Annotated in this window: 12 protein-coding genes, 5 tRNA genes and 6 rRNA genes; 21 read left to right on the forward strand and 2 right to left on the reverse strand. The window is 36.7% G+C overall.

Annotated features, from left to right (window positions below; all coding sequences use genetic code 11):
* The first annotated feature begins 140 nt into the window (after positions 1-140).
* Both Ccar_RS22810 and Ccar_RS22815 read left to right on the forward strand, forming a co-directional pair.
* Complete coding sequence (locus Ccar_RS22810; RefSeq protein WP_007063425.1) at positions 141-1,451, forward strand: Mur ligase family protein; 1,311 nt, start codon at positions 141-143, stop codon at positions 1,449-1,451.
* 41 nt (positions 1,452-1,492) lie between these two features.
* Complete coding sequence (locus Ccar_RS22815; RefSeq protein WP_007063424.1) at positions 1,493-2,227, forward strand: type 1 glutamine amidotransferase; 735 nt, start codon at positions 1,493-1,495, stop codon at positions 2,225-2,227.
* Positions 2,228-2,313: 86 nt separating this feature from the next.
* Here Ccar_RS22815 and Ccar_RS22820 read toward each other — a convergent pair whose 3' ends face one another.
* Complete coding sequence (locus Ccar_RS22820) at positions 2,314-3,120, reverse strand: polysaccharide deacetylase family protein (RefSeq protein WP_048030446.1); 807 nt, start codon at positions 3,118-3,120, stop codon at positions 2,314-2,316.
* A gap of 209 nt (positions 3,121-3,329) precedes the next feature.
* Between Ccar_RS22820 and Ccar_RS22825 the strand changes: the two genes are divergently transcribed.
* From Ccar_RS22825 to Ccar_RS27165, 5 genes are all read left to right on the forward strand, one after another.
* On the forward strand, positions 3,330-4,193 hold the full coding sequence (locus Ccar_RS22825; RefSeq protein ID WP_007064530.1) for a DMT family transporter: 864 nt from the start codon (positions 3,330-3,332) through the stop codon (positions 4,191-4,193).
* A gap of 487 nt (positions 4,194-4,680) precedes the next feature.
* Entirely contained in the window at positions 4,681-6,267 is a 1,587-nt protein-coding gene (gene pckA, locus Ccar_RS22830) for a phosphoenolpyruvate carboxykinase (ATP) (RefSeq protein ID WP_007063420.1), read from the forward strand.
* 247 nt (positions 6,268-6,514) lie between these two features.
* Positions 6,515-7,399, forward strand: coding sequence for an FUSC family protein (locus tag Ccar_RS22835; protein WP_007063419.1), 885 nt, complete (start codon positions 6,515-6,517; stop codon positions 7,397-7,399).
* A gap of 150 nt (positions 7,400-7,549) precedes the next feature.
* Positions 7,550-8,401, forward strand: coding sequence for an undecaprenyl-diphosphate phosphatase (locus Ccar_RS22840; RefSeq protein WP_007063418.1), 852 nt, complete (start codon positions 7,550-7,552; stop codon positions 8,399-8,401).
* Positions 8,402-8,870: 469 nt separating this feature from the next.
* The gene (locus tag Ccar_RS27165) at positions 8,871-9,047 is read left to right on the forward strand and encodes a hypothetical protein (protein WP_007064325.1); all 177 of its coding nucleotides are present in this window, start codon (positions 8,871-8,873) and stop codon (positions 9,045-9,047) included.
* Positions 9,048-9,071: 24 nt separating this feature from the next.
* Here Ccar_RS27165 and Ccar_RS22845 read toward each other — a convergent pair.
* Positions 9,072-9,160 (reverse strand) — tRNA-Leu (locus Ccar_RS22845).
* Between the two features lie 763 nt (positions 9,161-9,923).
* Between Ccar_RS22845 and Ccar_RS22850 the strand changes: the two genes are divergently transcribed.
* The 14 genes from Ccar_RS22850 to Ccar_RS22915 all read left to right on the forward strand — a co-directional run bounded on the left by Ccar_RS22850 (position 9,924) and on the right by Ccar_RS22915 (position 24,592).
* Positions 9,924-11,435: ribosomal RNA gene (locus Ccar_RS22850) — 16S ribosomal RNA — on the forward strand.
* Positions 11,436-11,524: 89 nt separating this feature from the next.
* Positions 11,525-11,600 (forward strand) — tRNA-Ala (locus tag Ccar_RS22855).
* Positions 11,601-11,603: 3 nt separating this feature from the next.
* Positions 11,604-11,680 (forward strand) — tRNA-Ile (locus Ccar_RS22860).
* A gap of 150 nt (positions 11,681-11,830) precedes the next feature.
* Positions 11,831-14,725 (forward strand): 23S ribosomal RNA (locus tag Ccar_RS22865).
* Positions 14,726-14,776: 51 nt separating this feature from the next.
* Positions 14,777-14,893: ribosomal RNA gene (gene rrf / locus Ccar_RS22870) — 5S ribosomal RNA — on the forward strand.
* The 16S, 23S and 5S rRNA genes sit together here with 3 tRNA genes alongside, the layout of an rRNA operon.
* Before the next feature lie 7 nt (positions 14,894-14,900).
* Positions 14,901-14,976, forward strand: a tRNA-Phe gene (locus Ccar_RS22875).
* A gap of 290 nt (positions 14,977-15,266) precedes the next feature.
* Positions 15,267-16,568, forward strand: a complete 1,302-nt coding sequence (locus Ccar_RS22880) for an acetyl-CoA hydrolase/transferase family protein (RefSeq protein ID WP_007064187.1) — start codon at positions 15,267-15,269, stop codon at positions 16,566-16,568.
* A 409-nt stretch (positions 16,569-16,977) separates the two neighbouring features.
* Complete coding sequence (folE, locus tag Ccar_RS22885) at positions 16,978-17,532, forward strand: GTP cyclohydrolase I FolE (RefSeq protein ID WP_179945264.1); 555 nt, start codon at positions 16,978-16,980, stop codon at positions 17,530-17,532.
* A gap of 33 nt (positions 17,533-17,565) precedes the next feature.
* Complete coding sequence (locus Ccar_RS22890) at positions 17,566-18,045, forward strand: HD domain-containing protein (RefSeq protein ID WP_007064185.1); 480 nt, start codon at positions 17,566-17,568, stop codon at positions 18,043-18,045.
* Between the two features lie 358 nt (positions 18,046-18,403).
* Complete coding sequence (folK, locus tag Ccar_RS22895) at positions 18,404-19,228, forward strand: 2-amino-4-hydroxy-6-hydroxymethyldihydropteridine diphosphokinase (protein WP_007064184.1); 825 nt, start codon at positions 18,404-18,406, stop codon at positions 19,226-19,228.
* Positions 19,229-19,701: 473 nt separating this feature from the next.
* Positions 19,702-21,213: ribosomal RNA gene (locus Ccar_RS22900) — 16S ribosomal RNA — on the forward strand.
* A 223-nt stretch (positions 21,214-21,436) separates the two neighbouring features.
* Positions 21,437-24,335 (forward strand): 23S ribosomal RNA (locus Ccar_RS22905).
* Positions 24,336-24,393: 58 nt separating this feature from the next.
* Positions 24,394-24,510, forward strand: a 5S ribosomal RNA gene (gene rrf / locus Ccar_RS22910).
* 7 nt (positions 24,511-24,517) lie between these two features.
* A tRNA-Asn gene (locus Ccar_RS22915) sits at positions 24,518-24,592 on the forward strand.
* Positions 24,593-24,938 lie beyond the last annotated feature (346 nt).

The raw sequence follows: 24,938 nt of genomic DNA on the forward strand, positions 1-24,938 counted from the left end.
ATATTGTATTATAATATTTAGAGTTAGGGGTAAGGTTTAGAATATAATTTAAGTTGATTTTTTTTAAAAATGTTAACCAAATAACAAGGGTGGTGTGAAAAATTAAAATTAAATCTTTTTTTAGTATTATAATTTCTAAAATGATAATAAGCTTATCAAAGGCTTTATTTAAAGGAGGAAGTAACTTTCCAGGCAGAATTGCCTTAAAATTAGATGAGAGTATTTTAAAAACTGTATGTGAAGATTATAAGATTATACTTATAACAGGTACTAATGGTAAAACTACTACTACAAGTATGATATATAATATGTTAAAAGATAGTGAAAAATATGTAATTACAAATAATACAGGTGCTAATATGCTCCCAGGAATAGTTTCTTGTTTTGTGGAGCATTTTTCTTTTTCAAGCTGTTCGGCTACAAAGTATGCAGTTATTGAGTGTGATGAAGCTAATGTAAAGCTGGTTACAGAATATGTTACTCCAGAAGTTATAACTGTAACTAATTTATTTAGAGACCAACTAGATAGATATGGTGAAGTATACACTACGCTTAAAAAAATACTTGAAGGAATTGAAAAAGTTCCGCTAGCTAATTTAGTGTTAAATGGAGATGAATCCTTGCTAGGAGATTTAGAGCTTCCTAATAGGACTATATATTATGGATTTAAGGATTCTTTAAATAAGAACAACATAATAGATATAAATGCAGATGCTAAGTTCTGCAAAAAGTGTAAAAGTCCTTATAAATATAATTATCTTACTTATAATCATTTAGGCGATTTTTATTGTGAGAATTGTGGATATAAAAGACCTGAATTGGATTATTCTGTAGATAAAATAAAAGAACAAAATCCAGAAGGATCCTTGGTAATAATAAATGGAAATGAATATTATATAAATCAACCAGGTACATATAACATATATAATGCTTTATGTGCGTATTCAGTCGGAAAAGTATGTGGAATTGCAGATTCTGTAATTTTTAATTCCCTGAAAAGTCAAAAAAGCAGCTTTGGTAGACAAGAAAGTATAAATATAGATGGAAAAGATATAAAGATAATTTTAGTTAAAAATCCAGCTGGATATAATGAAGCAATAAACACTATAAGTTTAGATAAAAGAAAATTTTCTTTGGCAGTACTCTTAAATGATAATTATGCAGATGGTAGAGATGTGTCTTGGATATGGGATGTTAATTTTGAAACATTGTCTTTATTGGATATTGATAAAACAATAGTTTCTGGTATAAGACTATATGATATGGCTATAAGGCTTAAGGTAGCAGGACTTTCACAGGATAGGTTTGCCATATGTGAAAATTATGAAAAGATCTTGCAAGAAATAAAAGAATGTAGTAATAACACTGTTTATATACTTGCTACTTATACTGCTATGATTAATTTTAGAAAGTTTCTTAACAATAAAGGATTTATTAAAAATCTTTGGTAAAGTTTCCATGATAATAATAAAGATAAGGAGTTGTAAATATAATGGAACTTAATATATGTCATTTGTATCCTGATTTGTTAAATGTATATGGAGATTTAGGCAATATTCTTATATTAAAATATAGAGCTGAACAAAGAGGAATAAAGGTAAATGTGTTTAACGTATCTATAGGAGATCCTTTTGAAGCTTTAAAATATGATATAGCTTTTTTTGGTGGTGGACAGGATTACGAACAGTCCATAGTCTCAGATGATTTAAACCAAACTAAGAAAGAGGATATAACAGAATATATAGAAAGTGGAAAAGTATTTCTTGCTATTTGCGGTGGGTATCAGCTGCTTGGTAAATATTATACTACCCCTGATGGAGAAAAACTTGATGGACTTGGCATCATAGATGTATATACAGAAGGTGGAAGTGTGAGATTTATAGGAAATACAGTTATACACAATGAAGAATTTGATGAAACTTATGTAGGCTTTGAAAATCATTCAGGAAGAACTTATATAGGTAAAGAATTAAAGCCTCTTGGAAAAACAGTTGCAGGGTACGGAAATAATGGTGAAGATGGATATGAAGGCTGTATATATAAAAATTGCTACTGTACATATTTTCATGGTTCTCTTCTTTCAAAAAACCCTGAGTTAGCAGATAGACTTATTGAAACAGCTTTATCTAATAGATACGGAGAGGAAATAAAATTAGATCCACTAGATAACAGCATGGAGCTTAAAGCTAAGGAGTTTATTGTAAATAGGGAAACTAAGAAAAGCTAGAATTTAATACTTCAATTGTAACGTAATAAGCATATTGCGAAGCAAAGCTTCGCAATATTTTTAAACTGAGAAATTAGATTAGCCATTTACTTGTTCATTATTTTTAATTTTATCATTTCGTCTTCTTCAGCAGGAGATATATCATCGAAGGTTTTAAATACATAACCTTCATTTTTTAAGTATTTTATAATATCAGGTAACGCTTCTACAGTAAAGTATTTGTAGTAGGTATCATGCATTAGAATTACTGCGAAATTTTTATCTTTACATTGAGTCATAACGTTATTTTTAATCTTGTCTACAGCTACCACATGGCTTTCAGCATCTCCAGAACATACATTCCAATCTACATATCTTATACCTTTTTCATGTAAAGCTTCTTTTATGGAATTTATATTAGCTTTGCTTGTAACTAAATTAGTAGAGCCACCGGGAAGTCTTATGTATGGAGAAGGAGTTTTTCCGGTTAATTTTTTTATAACATTATAACAAGCATCATAATCATCAAGGTAAGTATTTAAATTCCTGTATATTTTTTTATAATCATGAGAATATGTATGTACACCAACACACATACCACTATCAGATATTTCTTTTAATATTTGAGGATTTTCATTTGCTTTTATACCAACTATAAAAAAAGAAGCTTTTACATTATTATCCTTTAATATACTTAATATTTTTCTTGTATTGTTTATACAAGGACCATCATCAAAAGTTAAAAAAACTTCTTTAGGGTTTAAAGATGGATCATTTGAGTTTAAGTAACTAGAGCTTGAAACTTTATTATCTGTAGAATTATAGGATGAATTGTATAAAAAATTTTCAGATACATTTGAATGTACAGTTAAACATAGGAAAATTACTGTAAAAACATAAATACTTTTTTTCATATAATCACCTGCTTTGTTTTCTTTACTATATATGTTAACCTGTATTTTAAAAATAATATAAGAAATAAAATACATTTATAGAGCTTTATAGAAGGGATGTAGATTTGGATATAATAAGCAAATTGCGGTGTAACTTTTTCAGAGGACAGTGAAGGATCAGTTATTTATATTAAACTATAAGATTTATGGTTAGTTTAGGAAGTGATTATTTGAAAAAAGGATATGGTTACTCTATAATTTCAGCTATATTGTTTGGTACTGCTGGAATATTTGTTAAATTGTCATTAAAAATAGGATTAGATTCTATAAGTTTGCTTACAGTACAGTATATTATTGCAGTTTTTCTTATGTTTACCACAGCATTTATAACGGGAAAAGAAAAGTTAAATATAACAAAGATACAATTAATTAGATTGTCTATTTTAGGTGTAGTAGGAAATACTTTCATGACTATATTTTATTATAAAGCATTTGAGTATTTACCTGTTGCTATGGTTACTATGCTTTTATTTACATATCCAATAATGGTTTTGATATACTCTATTATTTTTCACAAACAAAATTTAGATAAGAGGAAGATATTAGTGATATTTATGGCTTTTCTAGGATGCTTATTGACCCTAAATATTTTAGTAGGAAACTTTAAATATTCAATAAAAGGAGTAATATTTGGACTCTTAAGTGCATTATTTTATGCTTTTATGAACTTATATACTGAAAAGAAACTATTTGAACTAGATTCTTTATCTATTAATGCTTATTCAACATTATTTTCGCTAATATCACTATTAATATACAGATGGCCAACTTTTTTATTTAAGGAAAATATTCAAATCAATGCTTTGATTTATGTAGCTATTTTAGCAATAGTTTGTGAAGTAATTCCGTTGACATTATTGTATGGTTCTATAAAATACATAGGAGCATTAAAGGTTTCTATAATTAGCAATTTAGAAATACCAACTGCTATGATAGTATCCTCTTTTATTTTGAAAGAACAAGTAACTTATACTCAAGTTATTGGAGCGTTATTTATAGTTTATGCAGTATATTTGATTAGAAAAGAAAATTAGTAGGATAAATACTGTAATTGAAAATTGATAGTAAGAATTATTCCAACTGCATCTTGCAGAGTTTTTTTATTGTAATAGCTATTTATGCAGCAGAATTACAGTTTATTACAGAGCATAATATGTATACAACAATATTTAGTTGAAATTAAAAGTGAAAAGTATAGGAGAAATTTAAAATACTAATTATCATCTTAATAGATAATAATTAGTATTTTAATTAATGTATTAAAAAAATTGCAACAGTAATTTATTGTTTCGTAAGTAAAATAATTCTATTTATTTTATGCAAGTTAAAAATTAAAAACTTGCATAAATAGTATAGCACATTTGAAATAGTATATCATTTATCCGCAAAATCAACACAAGTATGCTAGATTTTTGCAAGGTAAATTGAAAAAATCTAGCAAAAAATAAAAAATATAATTTTTTTCTTGCATTTTTCTGTTAGAGGTGTAATAATTATTATATAGTGTTGAGGGGGGATAACATGGAATTAAAGTTAGAATATATAAATATTAAAAGTTGCAAAAGCGTTTATAGGAACTTAACAGTATCCGAATTAACAGAATTTGCAATTAAACGTGAGGAAGGAATTTTATCAAATAAAGGAGCATTAGTTGTAAATACAGGAAAATATACTGGAAGATCACCTAAAGATAGATTCATTGTAAAACAAAACAGCATAGAAAATAAGGTGAATTGGGGAGAGACAAATTTACCTATAGATGAAATCGTATTTGACAAATTTTATGACGAAGTTACAGAATATTTAGAAAACAAGGATGTATTTGTATTTGATGGATTTGTAGGTGCTATGAAAGAATATAATCTTCCTATTAGAGTGATATGTGAGAATGCTTCTCAAGCATTATTTTCCAACCAACTATTTAGAAGACCTAACTTAGAAGATTTGACAAATTTTCATCCACAATTTCATGTTGTTTCTGCTCCGGGGTTTAAAGCTAAAGGAAAAGAAGATGGAATAAATTCTGAAGCTTTTATAATTATAAACTTTGATAAAAAGATAATATTAATAGGTGGAACACAATACTCAGGAGAGATAAAAAAGGCTATTTTTTCGGTAATGAACTTTTTATTACCTGAAAAAGGAGTTCTTCCAATGCATTGTTCTGCAAATATCGGTGAAGATAAAAAAACAGCTGTATTCTTTGGATTATCAGGTACGGGGAAAACCACTTTATCAGCTGATCCTGAGAGAAAGCTCATAGGTGATGATGAACATGCTTGGTGTAATGATGGTATATTTAATTTTGAAGGTGGATGTTATGCTAAGACTATAAAACTTGATAAAGAAAAGGAACATGAAATATATAATGCTATAAAATTTGGAACAATGCTTGAAAATGTGGTTTTGGATGAAAATGGGCAACCAGATTATAACAGTAACAAATATACTGAAAATACAAGAGCAGCATATCCATTAGAGTATGTAGATAATATTGAAAAAAGTGGAATGGGTGGAAGTCCTGAAACAATTATCTTTTTAACGGCAGATGCATTTGGTGTAATGCCACCTATATCAAAACTTTCAAAGGAAGCTGCAATGTATCATTTTATGTCCGGATATACAAGTAAAGTAGCAGGTACTGAAAGAGGTATAAACGAACCAAAGGCTACATTTTCAGCTTGCTTTGGAGAACCTTTTATGTTGATGAATCCTTCAGTTTATGCTGAACTTCTTGGAGAAAAAATAGATAAATACAATACAGAAGTATATCTTGTAAATACAGGATGGCTAAATGGAGGATATGGAAGAGGAAATAGAATAAAGCTTTCTTATACACGAGCTATGGTAAAGGCTGCACTGGAAGGAAGATTAAAGGACGTTGAGTATTTAGAGCATCCTATATTTAAGGTCTTAATGCCTTTAGAATGTCCAGGAGTACCTTCTGAAATATTGAATCCTAAAAACACCTGGGAAGATAAAGAAGAATATGATTATAAAGCTGTAGCCTTAGCAGAGAAATTTAAAGAAAACTTTAAGAAGTTTAAAAATGTACCCAAAGAGATAATTGAAGCTGGTCCGGAAATAAAAATAGTTCAATATGCATAAATAATGTAATAAAAACTTTGTTTTTACTTAATAAAGGTGGTGAAAACAAAGTTTTTATTATTTCATGATATATTTAGTGAAAAATAATAATCAATAATTTAATGTTAATTTTTATAATATTACATAGCATTTTATAGATAGTAAGTTATTTTTATATTTAGGTTCATGGAAAATGGATATAGAATTATGTACTATGAATGGTACTTGATAAATAATATAATTAAACTTTTTAAGGGTAGGTGCTTTTATGAAATTTAGAAAAATAGGTATGAGAAATATAAAAACAGCAATATCTGTTTCTATATGTGTAGCTTTGGCTCACGTATTTTATAGGGAGTATATATTTTATGCTGCAATAGCATCAGTTATAGCTATGCAAAGTTCGGTTGCAGATTCTTTTAAAGCTGGGAAAAATAGAATATTAGGAACTATTGTAGGAGCAGTTATAGGATTTGTGTGTGCATTTATATCGCCAAATAATATAATTCTCTGTGGTGTTGGTATTATAATTTTAATATTTATATGTAATTCATTGGGATGGAATAAATCTATAACTATATCCTGTATTGTTTTTCTTGCTATAATGTTAAATTTAAATGGAAGAAGTCCATTTATGTATAGCATTAATAGAATAATTGATACTTTTATAGGAATAACTGTAGCTGTACTTGTAAATTATTTTATACTTCCACCCAAACATTGGGATAAGTTATATGATCAATATATACTTGCTATAGATAGAGTATTTATTATTGTAGAAGAAAAATTGTGTAATCATAAAAAAGTGAATTTGGATAAACTAGAAAATGAAATATTAAAGTTAGAAAGCAATTTGAATACATATACTTCAGAACTTAGAATAAGACAGCAGGAAAATGTGTATATAGACAAAATTAAAAGAATTATTAATGTATGTAATGAAATATATATACATTTAAAAATAATTGAATCAATAGAAAAGGTATGTGGACTTAATGAAAGTAATTATGCTAAGGTTGCAGATATGTTTAGTAAGGAGCCAATAAAAGAAAAGGAAAAGGATGAAATTAGTACAGTGTTCAATTACCATGTGGAAAAGATACTTAATTTACTGGATAAGCTTGAAGTTATCAAATATTTCAATAAAAACTAAGTTTTAAAATAAAGCTAATATTTAATGTTTACAAAAATTTATTAGTTGAGAACTATCTACTAAAAATAGTATAATAAAAATTGTTATTGTAATTTTTCAGCATAAAAATTTCTATTGATATATTAATGAAAAGAAAGAGAGTGTGAATATATGGACATAGTACTTATATTAAAAGCTGTTGTAATAGGAATAGTAGAAGGACTCACTGAATTTTTACCTGTGTCATCTACAGGTCATATGATCATAGTTGGAAATTTAATAAACTTTAAAGCACCAGCTTATCCTAAGGCATATGTGGACATGTTTGAAGTAGTTATACAATTAGGTGCTATATTAGCTGTTGTTGTATTATATTGGGGTAAAATAAAGGAAACCTTATTAAACTTTCTACCAAGTGACAGAGTTTCAGCTAAAGAATCAGGATTGAGATTTTGGATTATTGTACTTATAGCGTGCATACCTGCTATAATAATAGGTTTTCCATTAAAAGATAAAATAGAGGATAAGCTATTTTATCCAATACCTGTTGCTGTAGCATTAGTTGTAGGAGCAGTTTGGATGATCTATGCCGAGAATAAATACAGAAGTAATAATAGAAATATTACAATTTCTAATATAAATGCTAGACAAGCACTTATTATAGGGGCATTTCAATGTTTGGCATTGTGGCCAGGAATGTCTCGTTCAGCATCTACTATTATTGGTGCTTGGATAGCAGGTCTTTCTACTGTAGTTGGAGCAGAATTTTCATTTTTTCTTGCTATACCTATGATGGTCGGAGCATCTGGTTTATCATTAATTAAACATAATGTTCTTTCTACATGTAATTCAGCACAAATAATAGCTTTAATAGTAGGCTTTGTTATTTCATTTATAGTAGCTTTAGTTGTAATAGATGGATTTATTAAATTTTTGAAGAAACGTCCTATGAGAGTTTTTGCAGTGTATAGAATATTTGTTGGAGTAATAATACTTGTACTAGCTCTTACACATAAATTATAATTATTAGATCTAATAAAAAGTCTTTACTTAGGTTCATACGGATTGAACTGAAGTAAGGGCTTTTTTATTTTGCATAATGAGCAAAATGTGAATCAAATTTTTTAGAGGACAATTGACAGAGGACAGAGGACAATGAAGGTGAGTTTTCTTCCTTACGTCAGAAAACTAATTTATTTTTGCGCTTGTTTTGCCAAAGCAAAACATCGCCCAAGTAGGCAGCTAAAATCTGTGATTTTTAGATGATTGATTACTCAGAGAGTATCCATGAGAAACAAAAGAATATGAGTTTATTTTTAATTAAAGATTTTTCGTAGTGTAATGGAGAAAAATCCTCCTTCACTGTCCTTTGTCAATTGTCCTCTGTCCTCTTAAAAATAAATTAAAAACTTATAAGTAGAATTTTTAATGGTAATAATAATATAAGTATAATGATGTTAAAGAAGACTTGGAATTAGAAAGGTGGAATAGTATGTTAGTTAGTAATATGTATATGGCAGTAGGGGAAAGGTGTCCAGCTTATAGTTCTTTATATGAATCTAAAAATAGTAGAGCTGAGTTTGTGAGTTGCATAACATGTGAAAATTTTAAGAGTGGAGTATGTTCTTTAAATTACTATGATATTGTGGCTATGAATATAAAGAAATAAAAAAGCGAGGTTAAAAACCTCGCTTGGTGCTGAAGACCGGAATCGAACCGGTACGGGTTTTAAAGCCCGCAGGATTTTAAGTCCTGTGCGTCTGCCAGTTCCGCCACTCCAGCAAATTACTTTCGACACGAATTATTATAATAAATATTATATTAGTTGTCAATAACTATCATTAAAAAAGTTTGAAAGTTAAATAATTTAACTTTCGCACATACAAAATTTTCACTTAATATAGAAAGCATAATGTGAAGCGATGCTTCACAAATTAAGAATTAATAATGAAGAGTTAATAGTGAAGGAGGATTTTTAGCTATCGCAAAAAATCTTCAAATTATATAAGTCAGCAATGTTTCGCTTTAGCGAAATGAGCCTTCAAAAACTTAATCAAAGATTTTCGTAGTGTAACGGAAAAAAATCTACATTAACTATTAATTCTTCATTATTAAATATTTTTAAACTGCGAAAATTGAGTGAATAGTGCTTAAGTCACATGTAATATAATAATTACTAAAAGTAAACTTTCCCTGGAGTGTCAATATAAATATATTTAAGAAAAACGTAGATATATTGAAAAAAACTCATATAATTTCATTTGTTTACATGCATATTCAATAATAAGTGAAAAATTTGTGATAGAATAACTATTGTCGTCGAGAGATGATGCGGTTTAAAAAAAGTTGACAAACAATGTTGACAAAGTTTTTAAATCATGATAATATTAAAAAGCCATCAATAAGGATGGCACAAAAAAAGATAACACAAAGATCCTTGAAAATTAAACAGAGTGAAAGTAAGATATAAATCTTATTTTAAATAAGCCAGTATTAGTTAAACTAACAAGTTTAACGTCAATAATTTGAGTACAGATTAAACTTTTAAATTGAGAGTTTGATCCTGGCTCAGGACGAACGCTGGCGGCGTGCTTAACACATGCAAGTCGAGCGATGAAATCCCTTCGGGGATGGATTAGCGGCGGACGGGTGAGTAACACGTGGGCAACCTGCCTCAAAGTGGGGGATAGCCTTCCGAAAGGGAGATTAATACCGCATAACATTAGTTTTTCACATGAAATACTAATTAAAGGAGTAATCCGCTTTGAGATGGGCCCGCGGCGCATTAGCTAGTTGGTGAGGTAACGGCTCACCAAGGCCACGATGCGTAGCCGACCTGAGAGGGTGATCGGCCACATTGGAACTGAGACACGGTCCAGACTCCTACGGGAGGCAGCAGTGGGGAATATTGCACAATGGGCGAAAGCCTGATGCAGCAACGCCGCGTGAGTGATGAAGGCCTTCGGGTTGTAAAGCTCTGTCTTTGGGGACGATAATGACGGTACCCAAGGAGGAAGCCACGGCTAACTACGTGCCAGCAGCCGCGGTAATACGTAGGTGGCGAGCGTTGTCCGGATTTACTGGGCGTAAAGGATGCGTAGGCGGATGTTTAAGTCAGATGTGAAAATCCCGAGCTTAACTTGGGAACTGCATTTGAAACTGGATATCTAGAGTGCGGGAGAGGAGAATGGAATTCCTAGTGTAGCGGTGAAATGCGTAGAGATTAGGAAGAACACCAGTGGCGAAGGCGATTCTCTGGACCGTAACTGACGCTGAGGCATGAAAGCGTGGGTAGCAAACAGGATTAGATACCCTGGTAGTCCACGCCGTAAACGATGAATACTAGGTGTAGGAGGTATCGACTCCTTCTGTGCCGCAGCTAACGCAATAAGTATTCCGCCTGGGAAGTACGATCGCAAGATTAAAACTCAAAGGAATTGACGGGGGCCCGCACAAGCAGCGGAGCATGTGGTTTAATTCGAAGCAACGCGAAGAACCTTACCTAGACTTGACATCCCCTGAATTACCTGTAATGAGGGAAGCCCTTCGGGGCAGGGAGACAGGTGGTGCATGGTTGTCGTCAGCTCGTGTCGTGAGATGTTAGGTTAAGTCCTGCAACGAGCGCAACCCTTATCATTAGTTGCTACCATTAAGTTGAGCACTCTAGTGAGACTGCCCGGGTTAACCGGGAGGAAGGTGGGGATGACGTCAAATCATCATGCCCCTTATGTCTAGGGCTACACACGTGCTACAATGGTGAGTACAGAAAGATGCAAGACCGTGAGGTGGAGCAAAACTTTTAAAACTCATCTCAGTTCGGATTGTAGGCTGAAACTCGCCTACATGAAGCTGGAGTTGCTAGTAATCGCGAATCAGCATGTCGCGGTGAATACGTTCCCGGGCCTTGTACACACCGCCCGTCACACCATGAGAGCTGGCAACACCCGAAGTCCGTGAGGTAACCGTAAGGAGCCAGCGGCCGAAGGTGGGGTTAGTAATTGGGGTGAAGTCGTAACAAGGTAGCCGTAGGAGAACCTGCGGCTGGATCACCTCCTTTCTAAGGAGTCGACAAAGTAGGTAATTCTACTTTGAAGGTTTATTTAATAGCTCTGTTTAATTTTGAAAGATTTTATTCTTTCTTATTATGGGGGTATAGCTCAGTTGGGAGAGCATCTGCCTTGCACGCAGAGGGTCAAGAGTTCGAGTCTCTTTATCTCCACCATAAGGGCTTATAGCTCAGCTGGTTAGAGCGCACGCCTGATAAGCGTGAGGTCGATGGTTCGAGTCCATTTAAGCCCACCAACTATTTTTTGTTCTTTGAAAATTGCACAGTGAATATAACTTTTAAATTATTAAAAGTAAAGCTAAAGGTAAAACTACTTATTATATAAGTAAAAAAACCTTTGTAGATTTTAACTAAGAAAATTGTTGAGAGATAATTTTCACATGAATGGTCAAGCTACAAAGGGCGCATGGTGAATGCCTTGGCACCAGAAGCCGAAGAAGGACGTGATAAGCTGCGATAAGCTTTGGGTAGGCGCAAATAGCCTGAGATCCAGAGATTTCCGAATGGGGAAACCCACAATGCTAACGCATTGTACTGTAAACTGAATACATAGGTTTATGGAGGTAAACCCGGGGAACTGAAACATCTAAGTACCCGGAGGAAGAGAAAGAAAAATCGATTTTCTAAGTAGCGGCGAGCGAAAGGGAAAGAGCCCAAACCAGGAACTTGTTCCTGGGGTTGCGGATAGATCATAACTACAGGAATTAATTGAAGAGAGCTGGAAGGCTCCGCCGTAGAAGGTAACAGCCCTGTAAGTGAAAGGAAATAGCAGTCAGATCTACTCCAGAGTACCACGAGACACGTGAAACCTTGTGGGAAGCAGGGAGGACCACCTCCCAAGGCTAAATACTAACTGGTGACCGATAGTGAAGCAGTACCGTGAGGGAAAGGTGAAAAGAACCCCGGAAGGGGAGTGAAATAGAACCTGAAACCGTGTGTCCACAACCGGTCGAAGCACTTTTATGTGCGACGACGTGCTTTTTGTAGAACGAGCCAGCGAGTTACGGTATGTAGCAAGGTTAAGTACTTAAGGTACGGAGCCGAAGGGAAACCGAGTCTGAATAGGGCGAAAAGTTGCATGTCGTAGACCCGAAACCGGGTGACCTATCCATGGCCAGGATGAAGCGGAAGTAAAATTCCGTGGAGGTCCGAACCACGTTGGTGTTGAAAAACCATGGGATGAGCTGTGGATAGCGGAGAAATTCCAATCGAACTCGGAGATAGCTGGTTCTCCTCGAAATAGCTTTAGGGCTAGCGTTGAGATTGAGTAGTGGAGGTAGAGCACTGAATGGGCTAGGGGCTGACAACAGTTACTGAACCCTATCAAACTCCGAATGCCATATACTTGTATCTCAGCAGTCAGACTGCGAATGATAAGATCCGTAGTCAAAAGGGAAACAGCCCAGATCATCAGCTAAGGTCCCAAAGTGTAAGTTAAGTGGAAAAGGATGTGGGATTTCTAAGACAACTAGGATGTTGGCTTAGAAGCAGCCACTCATTTAAAGAGTGCGTAATAGCTCACTAGTCAAGAGATCCTGCGCCGAAGATGTCCGGGGCTAAAACTTACCACCGAAGCTATGGGCTCGAAAGAGCGGTAGAGGAGCTTCCTGTATGGAGTGAAGTCGTACCGAAAGGAGCGGTGGACTGTACAGGAGTGAGTATGCTGGCATAAGTAGCGAGAAATAAGTGAGAATCTTATTGGTCGAAAATCTAAGGTTTCCTGAGGAAGGCTCGTCCGCTCAGGGTTAGTCGGGACCTAAGCCGAGGCCGAAAGGCGTAGGTGATGGACAATCGGTTGATATTCCGATACCACCAACTGACGTTATTACAAATGGGATGACGCAGGAGGATAGGATGTGCACACTATTGGATGTGTGTCTAAGCACTTAGACAGATCAGACAGGCAAATCCGTCTGGTTAATGTTGAGGTGTGATGGGGAGTGGCTTTATGCCGCGAAGTATCTGATTCCACGCTGCCAAGAAAAGTCTCTATGGAGGATGTTGGTGCCCGTACCGCAAACCGACACAGGTAGATGAGGAGAGAATCCTAAGACCATCGGAAGAATTGTTGTCAAGGAACTCGGCAAATTGACCCCGTAACTTCGGGAGAAGGGGTGCCTATGAAAGTAGGTCGCAGAGAATAGGCCCAAGCAACTGTTTAGCAAAAACACAGGTCTCTGCTAAAGCGAAAGCTGAAGTATAGGGGCTGACGCCTGCCCGGTGCTGGAAGGTTAAGGGGAATACTTAGCGCAAGCGAAGGTATGAACTTAAGCCCCAGTAAACGGCGGCCGTAACTATAACGGTCCTAAGGTAGCGAAATTCCTTGTCGGGTAAGTTCCGACCCGCACGAATGGCGTAATGACTTGGGCACTGTCTCGACAACAAATCCGGCGAAATTGTAGTGCAAGTGAAGATGCTTGCTACCCGCGATTGGACGGAAAGACCCCGTAGAGCTTTACTGCAGCTTAGCATTGAGTTTCGATATTGTCTGTACAGGATAGGTGGGAGACTGCGAAACAGGGGCGTCAGCTTCTGTGGAGTCATCCTTGGGATACCACCCTGACAGTATTGGGATTCTAACCGGCGGCCATGAAACTGGTCACGGGACATTGTTAGGTGGGCAGTTTGACTGGGGCGGTCGCCTCCAAAAAAGTAACGGAGGCGCCCAAAGGTTCCCTCAGAACGGTTGGAAATCGTTCGAAGAGTGCAAAGGCAGAAGGGAGCCTGACTGCGACACATACAGGTGGAGCAGGGACGAAAGTCGGGCTTAGTGATCCGGTGGTTCCTCGTGGGAGGGCCATCGCTCAACGGATAAAAGCTACCTCGGGGATAACAGGCTGATCTCCCCCAAGAGTCCACATCGACGGGGAGGTTTGGCACCTCGATGTCGGCTCGTCGCATCCTGGGGCTGAAGTAGGTCCCAAGGGTTGGGCTGTTCGCCCATTAAAGCGGCACGCGAGCTGGGTTCAGAACGTCGTGAGACAGTTCGGTCCCTATCCGTCGCGGGCGTAGGAAATTTGAGAGGAGCTGTCCTTAGTACGAGAGGACCGGGATGGACTGACCTCTGGTGTACCAGTTGTTCCGCCAGGAGCATGGCTGGGTAGCTATGTCGGGACGGGATAAACGCTGAAAGCATCTAAGCGTGAAACCCACCTCAAGATTAGATTTCCCATAGCGTAAGCTAGTAAGACCCCTTGAAGAACACAAGGTTGATAGGTCAGAGGTGTAAGCATGGTAACATGTTCAGCTGACTGATACTAATAGGTCGAGGGCTTGACCAAATAAATTCACTGTGCAATTTTGAGATAACAAAATCTCTAAAACTAAATAAATCTGGTGATAATGACATAAAGGTAACACCCGTTCCCATTCCGAACACGATGGTTAAGCTTTATAGTGCCGATGGTACTGCAGGGGAGGCTCTGTGGAAGAGTAGGTCGTTGCCAGGTAAGATTTGGCTGGATAGCTCAGTCGGTAGAGCAGAGGACTGAAAATCCTCGTGTCCCTGGTTCGATTCCTGGTCCAGCCACCAAAAACCTTAAGTAAATACTTAAGGTTTTTTTGATTATAAAGAAATAATATACTTACTAACTTAAAAAAGTATGAATTTGTCAGTGGTAAATTCATAATATTTTGATAAAAAGATAAAGATGTGGTATAATTTTACTTAGGTGTTATATTGTGATTTGTAGTTTTTTTAACAATTTCAATTAACATTTTATTTTTAATGCGCATTAACTTATAAAAATAGTTATTAATATTTTTAATTCACAGTGAAAATGTTTTAAATAAACGTATTAGTGTATAGAAAGGATGATCTTTATGGATTGGAAAAAACTATATAAAAGTAAATTAGTAAGTGCAAAAGAAGCAGTTTCTAATATAAAGTCTAATAGTAGAGTTGTTGTAAGCATTGCAGTTGCAGAACCTACAGAGCTTATAGATGCGTTGGTAGCAAATAAAGAAAATTATGAAAATGTGGAAGTAGTGCATATGGTAGATATGGGAAAGAGCGAATATGCACAAGAAGGAATGGAAAAGTATTTTAAATATAATTCCATATTTGTGGGTGCTAGTACCAAGGATGCTGTTAATTCTGGAAGATCAGATTTTACTCCATGTTGTTTTTATGAATTACCTAGATTATTTGAAGAGGGATATTTACCTGTAGATGTGGTATTAATTCAAGTAAGTAAGCCTGATAAACATGGCTATTGTAGTTTTGGAGTATCTAATGATTATACTAAGCCAGCAGCAGACTGTGCTAAAATGGTAATTGCAGAGGTAAATGAAAATATGCCTAGAGTTTTAGGAGATTCATTTATACATATATCAGATATTGATTATATAGTAGAAACTTCACATCCTATAATGGAGTTAAAACAACCTAAGATAGGAAAGATTGAAGAAGCTATAGGGGAATATTGTGCTTCATTGATTGAGGATGGTTCTACACTTCAGCTTGGCATAGGTGCTATTCCAGACGCAGTATTGTTATTTTTAAAAGATAAAAAGGATTTAGGTATACATTCAGAAATGATATCTGATGGTGTAGTTGACTTGGTAGAATCAGGTGTAATTAACAATAAGGAAAAAACTTTGAATCCAGGAAAAATAGTGGTAACCTTCTTTATGGGTACAAAAAAGCTGTATGATTTTATAGATGATAATCCTATGGTAGAGTCTTACCCTGTAAGTTATGTAAATGATCCTACAGTTATTATGAAAAACTCTAAAATGATTTCAATAAATTCCTGTGTTGAGGTGGATTTAATGGGACAAGTATGTTCTGAAAGCATAGGAATGAACCAGATAAGTGGAATTGGAGGACAGGTTGATTTTATAAGAGGAGCTAATATGTGCAAGGATGGAAAAGCTATTATTGCTATACCATCCACTGCTGCTAAAGGAAAAGTTTCTAGAATAGTTCCTTTAATAGAAAAAGGTACACCTATTACAACTTCCAGAACAGATGTAGATTACATTATTACAGAATATGGTATTGCTAGACTTAAGAGTAAATCTTTAAAAGAAAGAGCTAGGGCTTTGATAAACATTGCTCATCCAGACTTTAGAGCATGGCTTATAGATGAATATGAAAAAAGGTTTAAAACTAAATTTTAAGTATAATGTGGCATAATATTAAAGTGGGGTAGTAAAATAAGCGTGACCAAAAGTCACGCTTATTTCATTTTTAAAATTTATTTTAAATCATTGTAATTGGCTTTATATGGACACAATGTAGATATTAACTGCCTTGTAAACTTCAAATTTAAATGTTATAATTTATGATAAATTGTGAATTATTTATCCAATATTAATGTTCATTGTGTCTATGTGTAGAAAGTTAAAAAACTGTTGACAATGGATTAATAATTTCAATTAGAGTTTTACATTTAATATACATTCATAAATTATGTAAGTAAAATTAATATTTAATTCAACCAAAATTTGTTCCATTAGAATTAATTATAAGAATAGGAGGATTATTGAATAAGTCCTTATATGGATAATTGTTCAGTGAAAAATTATGATAGATGAAAATAAAATTAAAACTGCAGTTAGAATGATTATTGAAGCAATAGGTGAAAATCCAGATAGAGAAGGGTTGCAGGAAACTCCTGATAGAATTGCAAGAATGTATTCTGAAATATTTGCAGGTTTGGAGCAAAGTCCTGAGAAGCATTTAAAGAAAATTTTTACTGTAAAAAGTAATGACATAGTATTGGAAAAAGATATACAGTTTTATTCTATGTGTGAGCATCATTTGGTTCCTTTTTATGGTAAAGCACATATAGCGTATATACCTGATGGAAAAGTTACAGGATTAAGTAAGTTGGCAAGAACTGTAGAGGTATTTGCAAAAAGACCTCAACTTCAAGAAAGGTTAACTGGGCAGGTTGCTGATGCTATTATGGAGTATTTAAATGCTAAGGGAGTTATGGTAGTAGTAGAAGCAGAGCATATGTGTATGACAATGAGAGGTGTAAAAAAACCTGGAAGTAGAACTGTAACAGTAGTTACTAGAGGAGAGTTCCACGAGAATCATTCTCTAAAAGATGAAGTGTATAAAATGATTAACCTTTAAAATAGGTTAATTAGTAGCAAGGAGTTGCAGCTATTGGATAAAATTAATTCTATTTTAAGTAATGAAAAGTTTAATGAATATGTTAAGAAAAATAAAAGATGCGAAAAAGATAGAAAATTTTGTAAACACAATCTACAACACTTTCTAGATGTAGCAAGAGTAGCATATATATTAGTGTTAGAAAATAGAATAAATATTAGTAAAGATATTGTGTACGGCACGGCCCTTCTTCATGATATAGGAAGATGGGTTGAATATAAGGAAAATGTGCATCATGAAGTTGCTAGTAGTAAATTAGCAAAGGAAATATTAATAGAATCTGGATATGAAGTTGAAGAGATGGAGATAATTTTAAATACAATTTTAAGTCATAGGGAAGAAAGCAATGAAAAGAACAGCTTTGCTAATATATTTTATTTAAGTGATAAACTTTCAAGAAACTGTTTTTGTTGTAAGGCTGTAGATGAATGTAAATGGTCTGATGAAAAGAAAAACTATACTATAAATTATTAAGGTTATAGTATAGTGAACTTTAGTATAATAAGCATAATGCGACACAACTTTTTCAGAGGACAGAGGACAATTGACAGAGGACAGTGAAGGATGATTTTTCTCCACTTTGCTACGAAAAATCCTTAATTAAATTTTTGAGAGCTCGTTTCACTAAAGTGAAACATTGCTGACTTATATAGATTAGAAGCTTGTTTTGCCTTAGCATAACAAGCTTTAAAATAAATTAGTTTTCTGACGTAAGGAAGAAAACTTACCTTCACTGTCCTCTGTCCTTTGTCAATTGTCCTCTAAAAGATGCTTCGCATTTTTTTAAAATTCTGAATAACTAATATATCTAGAATGAGGAGGAAAAAATGAAATGGATAAGATGTATATAGAGAACTTGCAAGTTTATGGATTTCATGGCGTGAACCAGCAAGAAAAAGATATGGGACAAAGATTTATTGTATCTGCAGAACTTTTTTTAGATTTAAAAGAAGCTGGAGATAGTGATAATTTAAATAAAACAGTAAATTATGCAGAATTGTGTTTTGAAATAGAGGAACAATTTACAAAACAAAAATATGATTTGATTGAAAGTGCAGCTGAAAAGCTTGCGGAATTTATTTTATTAAAATATGAAATGGTTCAAAGAATAAAATTAAAAATAAAAAAGCCATGGGCACCTATAGGTAAACCAGTAGAGTATGTAGCTGTAGAAGTTGATAGAAAGTGGCATAAAGCATATATTGCAATAGGATCTAATATGGGTAACAAAGAAAAAAATTTACTTTCAGCTATAGAACTAATAAATAAATCAACTGTTACGAAAGTTGTAAATGTATCTAAATTTTATGAAACAGAACCTGTAGGTTATGTAGATCAGGATAATTTTTTAAATGGTGCAATAGAGGTAAAGACACTTTTATCTCCTAAAGGGTTGATGAAATTTTTGTTGGAAAAAGAGAAAGAATTAAAGCGTGAAAGAATTATTAAATGGGGACCTAGAACAATAGACTTGGATATTTTGCTATATGATAATTTAGTGACTTGTGAACAAGATATTATAATTCCGCATCCAAGAATGGAGGATAGGATGTTTGTTCTAAAACCATTAGCTGATATAGCACCATATATTGTACATCCTTTATTAAATAAAAGAATTGTGGATTTGATGAATAAGTTTATAGTGGAAAAAGCATAATAAAAATAAACTTGTTTGTGCTAAACAATATATTTAAGCGTAAACTTATCCTAGAGTATCTCTATAAGAAATATAAAGTAAAGTATCAAAAATTATATCTATTTATAGAATAATATCAAAAAATTAGAGAAAACTAAATATACTAGTATAAATTTAAGTGGTATCATAATACATGTTGTTGAGCTGAGCAGTGATTTGCTTAATGAATTTTCAACATGAATTCATTGACAAAACACGAAATGATGCGATACAATTTACAAGCTGTGTGATGCAGCAAGCTTAACAAAAAAGAATTTGAAAAAAGTTCTTGACAAGGTTAAGCAAACATGATAAGATGTAAAAGTCGCTGAGATGCGACAAGATCCTTGAAAATTAAACAGAGTGAAAGTAAGATATAAATCTTATTTTAAATAAGCCAGTATTAGTTAAACTAACAAGTTTAACGTCAATAATTTGAGTACAGATTAAACTTTTAAATTGAGAGTTTGATCCTGGCTCAGGACGAACGCTGGCGGCGTGCTTAACACATGCAAGTCGAGCGATGAAATCCCTTCGGGGATGGATTAGCGGCGGACGGGTGAGTAACACGTGGGCAACCTGCCTCAAAGTGGGGGATAGCCTTCCGAAAGGGAGATTAATACCGCATAACATTAGTTTTTCACATGAAATACTAATTAAAGGAGTAATCCGCTTTGAGATGGGCCCGCGGCGCATTAGCTAGTTGGTGAGGTAACGGCTCACCAAGGCCACGATGCGTAGCCGACCTGAGAGGGTGATCGGCCACATTGGAACTGAGACACGGTCCAGACTCCTACGGGAGGCAGCAGTGGGGAATATTGCACAATGGGCGAAAGCCTGATGCAGCAACGCCGCGTGAGTGATGAAGGCCTTCGGGTTGTAAAGCTCTGTCTTTGGGGACGATAATGACGGTACCCAAGGAGGAAGCCACGGCTAACTACGTGCCAGCAGCCGCGGTAATACGTAGGTGGCGAGCGTTGTCCGGATTTACTGGGCGTAAAGGATGCGTAGGCGGATGTTTAAGTCAGATGTGAAAATCCCGAGCTTAACTTGGGAACTGCATTTGAAACTGGATATCTAGAGTGCGGGAGAGGAGAATGGAATTCCTAGTGTAGCGGTGAAATGCGTAGAGATTAGGAAGAACACCAGTGGCGAAGGCGATTCTCTGGACCGTAACTGACGCTGAGGCATGAAAGCGTGGGTAGCAAACAGGATTAGATACCCTGGTAGTCCACGCCGTAAACGATGAATACTAGGTGTAGGAGGTATCGACTCCTTCTGTGCCGCAGCTAACGCAATAAGTATTCCGCCTGGGAAGTACGATCGCAAGATTAAAACTCAAAGGAATTGACGGGGGCCCGCACAAGCAGCGGAGCATGTGGTTTAATTCGAAGCAACGCGAAGAACCTTACCTAGACTTGACATCCCCTGAATTACCTGTAATGAGGGAAGCCCTTCGGGGCAGGGAGACAGGTGGTGCATGGTTGTCGTCAGCTCGTGTCGTGAGATGTTAGGTTAAGTCCTGCAACGAGCGCAACCCTTATCATTAGTTGCTACCATTAAGTTGAGCACTCTAGTGAGACTGCCCGGGTTAACCGGGAGGAAGGTGGGGATGACGTCAAATCATCATGCCCCTTATGTCTAGGGCTACACACGTGCTACAATGGTGAGTACAGAAAGATGCAAGACCGTGAGGTGGAGCAAAACTTTTAAAACTCATCTCAGTTCGGATTGTAGGCTGAAACTCGCCTACATGAAGCTGGAGTTGCTAGTAATCGCGAATCAGCATGTCGCGGTGAATACGTTCCCGGGCCTTGTACACACCGCCCGTCACACCATGAGAGCTGGCAACACCCGAAGTCCGTGAGGTAACCGTAAGGAGCCAGCGGCCGAAGGTGGGGTTAGTAATTGGGGTGAAGTCGTAACAAGGTAGCCGTAGGAGAACCTGCGGCTGGATCACCTCCTTTCTAAGGAGTCGACAAAGTAGGTAATTCTACTTTGAAGGTTTATTTAATAGCTCTGTTTAATTTTGAAGAATCTAATTCTTCAAATTGTTCTTTGAAAATTGCACAGTGAATATAACTTTTAAATTAAAAGTAAAGCTAAAGGTAAAACTACTTATTATATAAGTAAAAAAACCTTTGTAGATTTTAACTAAGAAAATTGTTGAAAGACAATTTTCACATGAATGGTCAAGCTACAAAGGGCGCATGGTGAATGCCTTGGCACCAGAAGCCGAAGAAGGACGTGATAAGCTGCGATAAGCTTTGGGTAGGCGCAAATAGCCTGAGATCCAGAGATTTCCGAATGGGGAAACCCACAATGCTAACGCATTGTACTGTAAACTGAATACATAGGTTTATGGAGGTAAACCCGGGGAACTGAAACATCTAAGTACCCGGAGGAAGAGAAAGAAAAATCGATTTTCTAAGTAGCGGCGAGCGAAAGGGAAAGAGCCCAAACCAGGAACTTGTTCCTGGGGTTGCGGATAGATCATAAATACTGTGATTTCTTAATTGAAGAGAGCTGGAAGGCTCCGCCGTAGAAGGTAACAGCCCTGTAAGTGAAAGGAAATAGCAGTCAGATCTACTCCAGAGTACCACGAGACACGTGAAACCTTGTGGGAAGCAGGGAGGACCACCTCCCAAGGCTAAATACTAACTGGTGACCGATAGTGAAGCAGTACCGTGAGGGAAAGGTGAAAAGAACCCCGGAAGGGGAGTGAAATAGAACCTGAAACCGTGTGTCCACAACCGGTCGAAGCACTTTTATGTGCGACGACGTGCTTTTTGTAGAACGAGCCAGCGAGTTACGGTATGTAGCAAGGTTAAGTACTTAAGGTACGGAGCCGAAGGGAAACCGAGTCTGAATAGGGCGAAAAGTTGCATGTCGTAGACCCGAAACCGGGTGACCTATCCATGGCCAGGATGAAGCGGAAGTAAAATTCCGTGGAGGTCCGAACCACGTTGGTGTTGAAAAACCATGGGATGAGCTGTGGATAGCGGAGAAATTCCAATCGAACTCGGAGATAGCTGGTTCTCCTCGAAATAGCTTTAGGGCTAGCGTTGAGATTGAGTAGTGGAGGTAGAGCACTGAATGGGCTAGGGGCTGACAACAGTTACTGAACCCTATCAAACTCCGAATGCCATATACTTGTATCTCAGCAGTCAGACTGCGAATGATAAGATCCGTAGTCAAAAGGGAAACAGCCCAGATCATCAGCTAAGGTCCCAAAGTGTAAGTTAAGTGGAAAAGGATGTGGGATTTCTAAGACAACTAGGATGTTGGCTTAGAAGCAGCCACTCATTTAAAGAGTGCGTAATAGCTCACTAGTCAAGAGATCCTGCGCCGAAGATGTCCGGGGCTAAAACTTACCACCGAAGCTATGGGCTCGAAAGAGCGGTAGAGGAGCTTCCTGTATGGAGTGAAGTCGTACCGAAAGGAGCGGTGGACTGTACAGGAGTGAGTATGCTGGCATAAGTAGCGAGAAATAAGTGAGAATCTTATTGGTCGAAAATCTAAGGTTTCCTGAGGAAGGCTCGTCCGCTCAGGGTTAGTCGGGACCTAAGCCGAGGCCGAAAGGCGTAGGTGATGGACAATCGGTTGATATTCCGATACCACCAACTGACGTTATTACAAATGGGATGACGCAGGAGGATAGGATGTGCACACTATTGGATGTGTGTCTAAGCACTTAGACAGATCAGACAGGCAAATCCGTCTGGTTAATGTTGAGGTGTGATGGGGAGTGGCTTTATGCCGCGAAGTATCTGATTCCACGCTGCCAAGAAAAGTCTCTATGGAGGATGTTGGTGCCCGTACCGCAAACCGACACAGGTAGATGAGGAGAGAATCCTAAGACCATCGGAAGAATTGTTGTCAAGGAACTCGGCAAATTGACCCCGTAACTTCGGGAGAAGGGGTGCCTATGAAAGTAGGTCGCAGAGAATAGGCCCAAGCAACTGTTTAGCAAAAACACAGGTCTCTGCTAAAGCGAAAGCTGAAGTATAGGGGCTGACGCCTGCCCGGTGCTGGAAGGTTAAGGGGAATACTTAGCGCAAGCGAAGGTATGAACTTAAGCCCCAGTAAACGGCGGCCGTAACTATAACGGTCCTAAGGTAGCGAAATTCCTTGTCGGGTAAGTTCCGACCCGCACGAATGGCGTAATGACTTGGGCACTGTCTCGACAACAAATCCGGCGAAATTGTAGTGCAAGTGAAGATGCTTGCTACCCGCGATTGGACGGAAAGACCCCGTAGAGCTTTACTGCAGCTTAGCATTGAGTTTCGATATTGTCTGTACAGGATAGGTGGGAGACTGCGAAACAGGGGCGTCAGCTTCTGTGGAGTCATCCTTGGGATACCACCCTGACAGTATTGGGATTCTAACCGGCGGCCATGAAACTGGTCACGGGACATTGTTAGGTGGGCAGTTTGACTGGGGCGGTCGCCTCCAAAAAAGTAACGGAGGCGCCCAAAGGTTCCCTCAGAACGGTTGGAAATCGTTCGAAGAGTGCAAAGGCAGAAGGGAGCCTGACTGCGACACATACAGGTGGAGCAGGGACGAAAGTCGGGCTTAGTGATCCGGTGGTTCCTCGTGGGAGGGCCATCGCTCAACGGATAAAAGCTACCTCGGGGATAACAGGCTGATCTCCCCCAAGAGTCCACATCGACGGGGAGGTTTGGCACCTCGATGTCGGCTCGTCGCATCCTGGGGCTGAAGTAGGTCCCAAGGGTTGGGCTGTTCGCCCATTAAAGCGGCACGCGAGCTGGGTTCAGAACGTCGTGAGACAGTTTGGTCCCTATCCGTCGCGGGCGTAGGAAATTTGAGAGGAGCTGTCCTTAGTACGAGAGGACCGGGATGGACTGACCTCTGGTGTACCAGTTGTTCCGCCAGGAGCATGGCTGGGTAGCTATGTCGGGACGGGATAAACGCTGAAAGCATCTAAGCGTGAAACCCACCTCAAGATTAGATTTCCCATAGCGTAAGCTAGTAAGACCCCTTGAAGAACACAAGGTTGATAGGTCAGAGGTGTAAGCATGGTAACATGTTCAGCTGACTGATACTAATAGGTCGAGGGCTTGACCAAATAAATTCACTGTGCAATTTTGAAAGAACAAAATCTTTCAAAAAACTAAATAAAAATATCTGGTGATAATGACATAAAGGTAACACCCGTTCCCATTCCGAACACGATGGTTAAGCTTTATAGTGCCGATGGTACTGCAGGGGAGGCTCTGTGGAAGAGTAGGTCGTTGCCAGGTAATGCGTTCCGCGATAGCTCAATGGTGGAGCACTCGGCTGTTAACCGATAGGTTGAAGGTTCGAATCCTTTTCGCGGAGCCAATTTTATATGAATGATCAAAGACTATAAATATATAGTCTTTTTTTATGTTTAAAATAAATACTCAGTTTTATAGTTTGAAAATTATGCGACACAAGCGAATGTAAGCGAAGTAACTTTCAACTGTATTCTGACTGATATATGCTGTGAAAGAAAGTTCACTTCATTAAGAAGTTCTAATGCTTGAGATATTGAAAAAGAATTGTTTTTTGAACTAAATATATTAGTACAATAGCATAGTTAGCATTAATTTTTCAGCGTTATAAGTTATTGTTATAAATATACTTTTTGCTTACTAAAAGTATCTATAACAATGCAATTAGATGCGTATATTTGAAGTTACTAGTT

The organism is Clostridium carboxidivorans P7 (assembly GCF_001038625.1).
Lineage (GTDB): Bacteria > Bacillota > Clostridia > Clostridiales > Clostridiaceae > Clostridium_AM > Clostridium_AM carboxidivorans.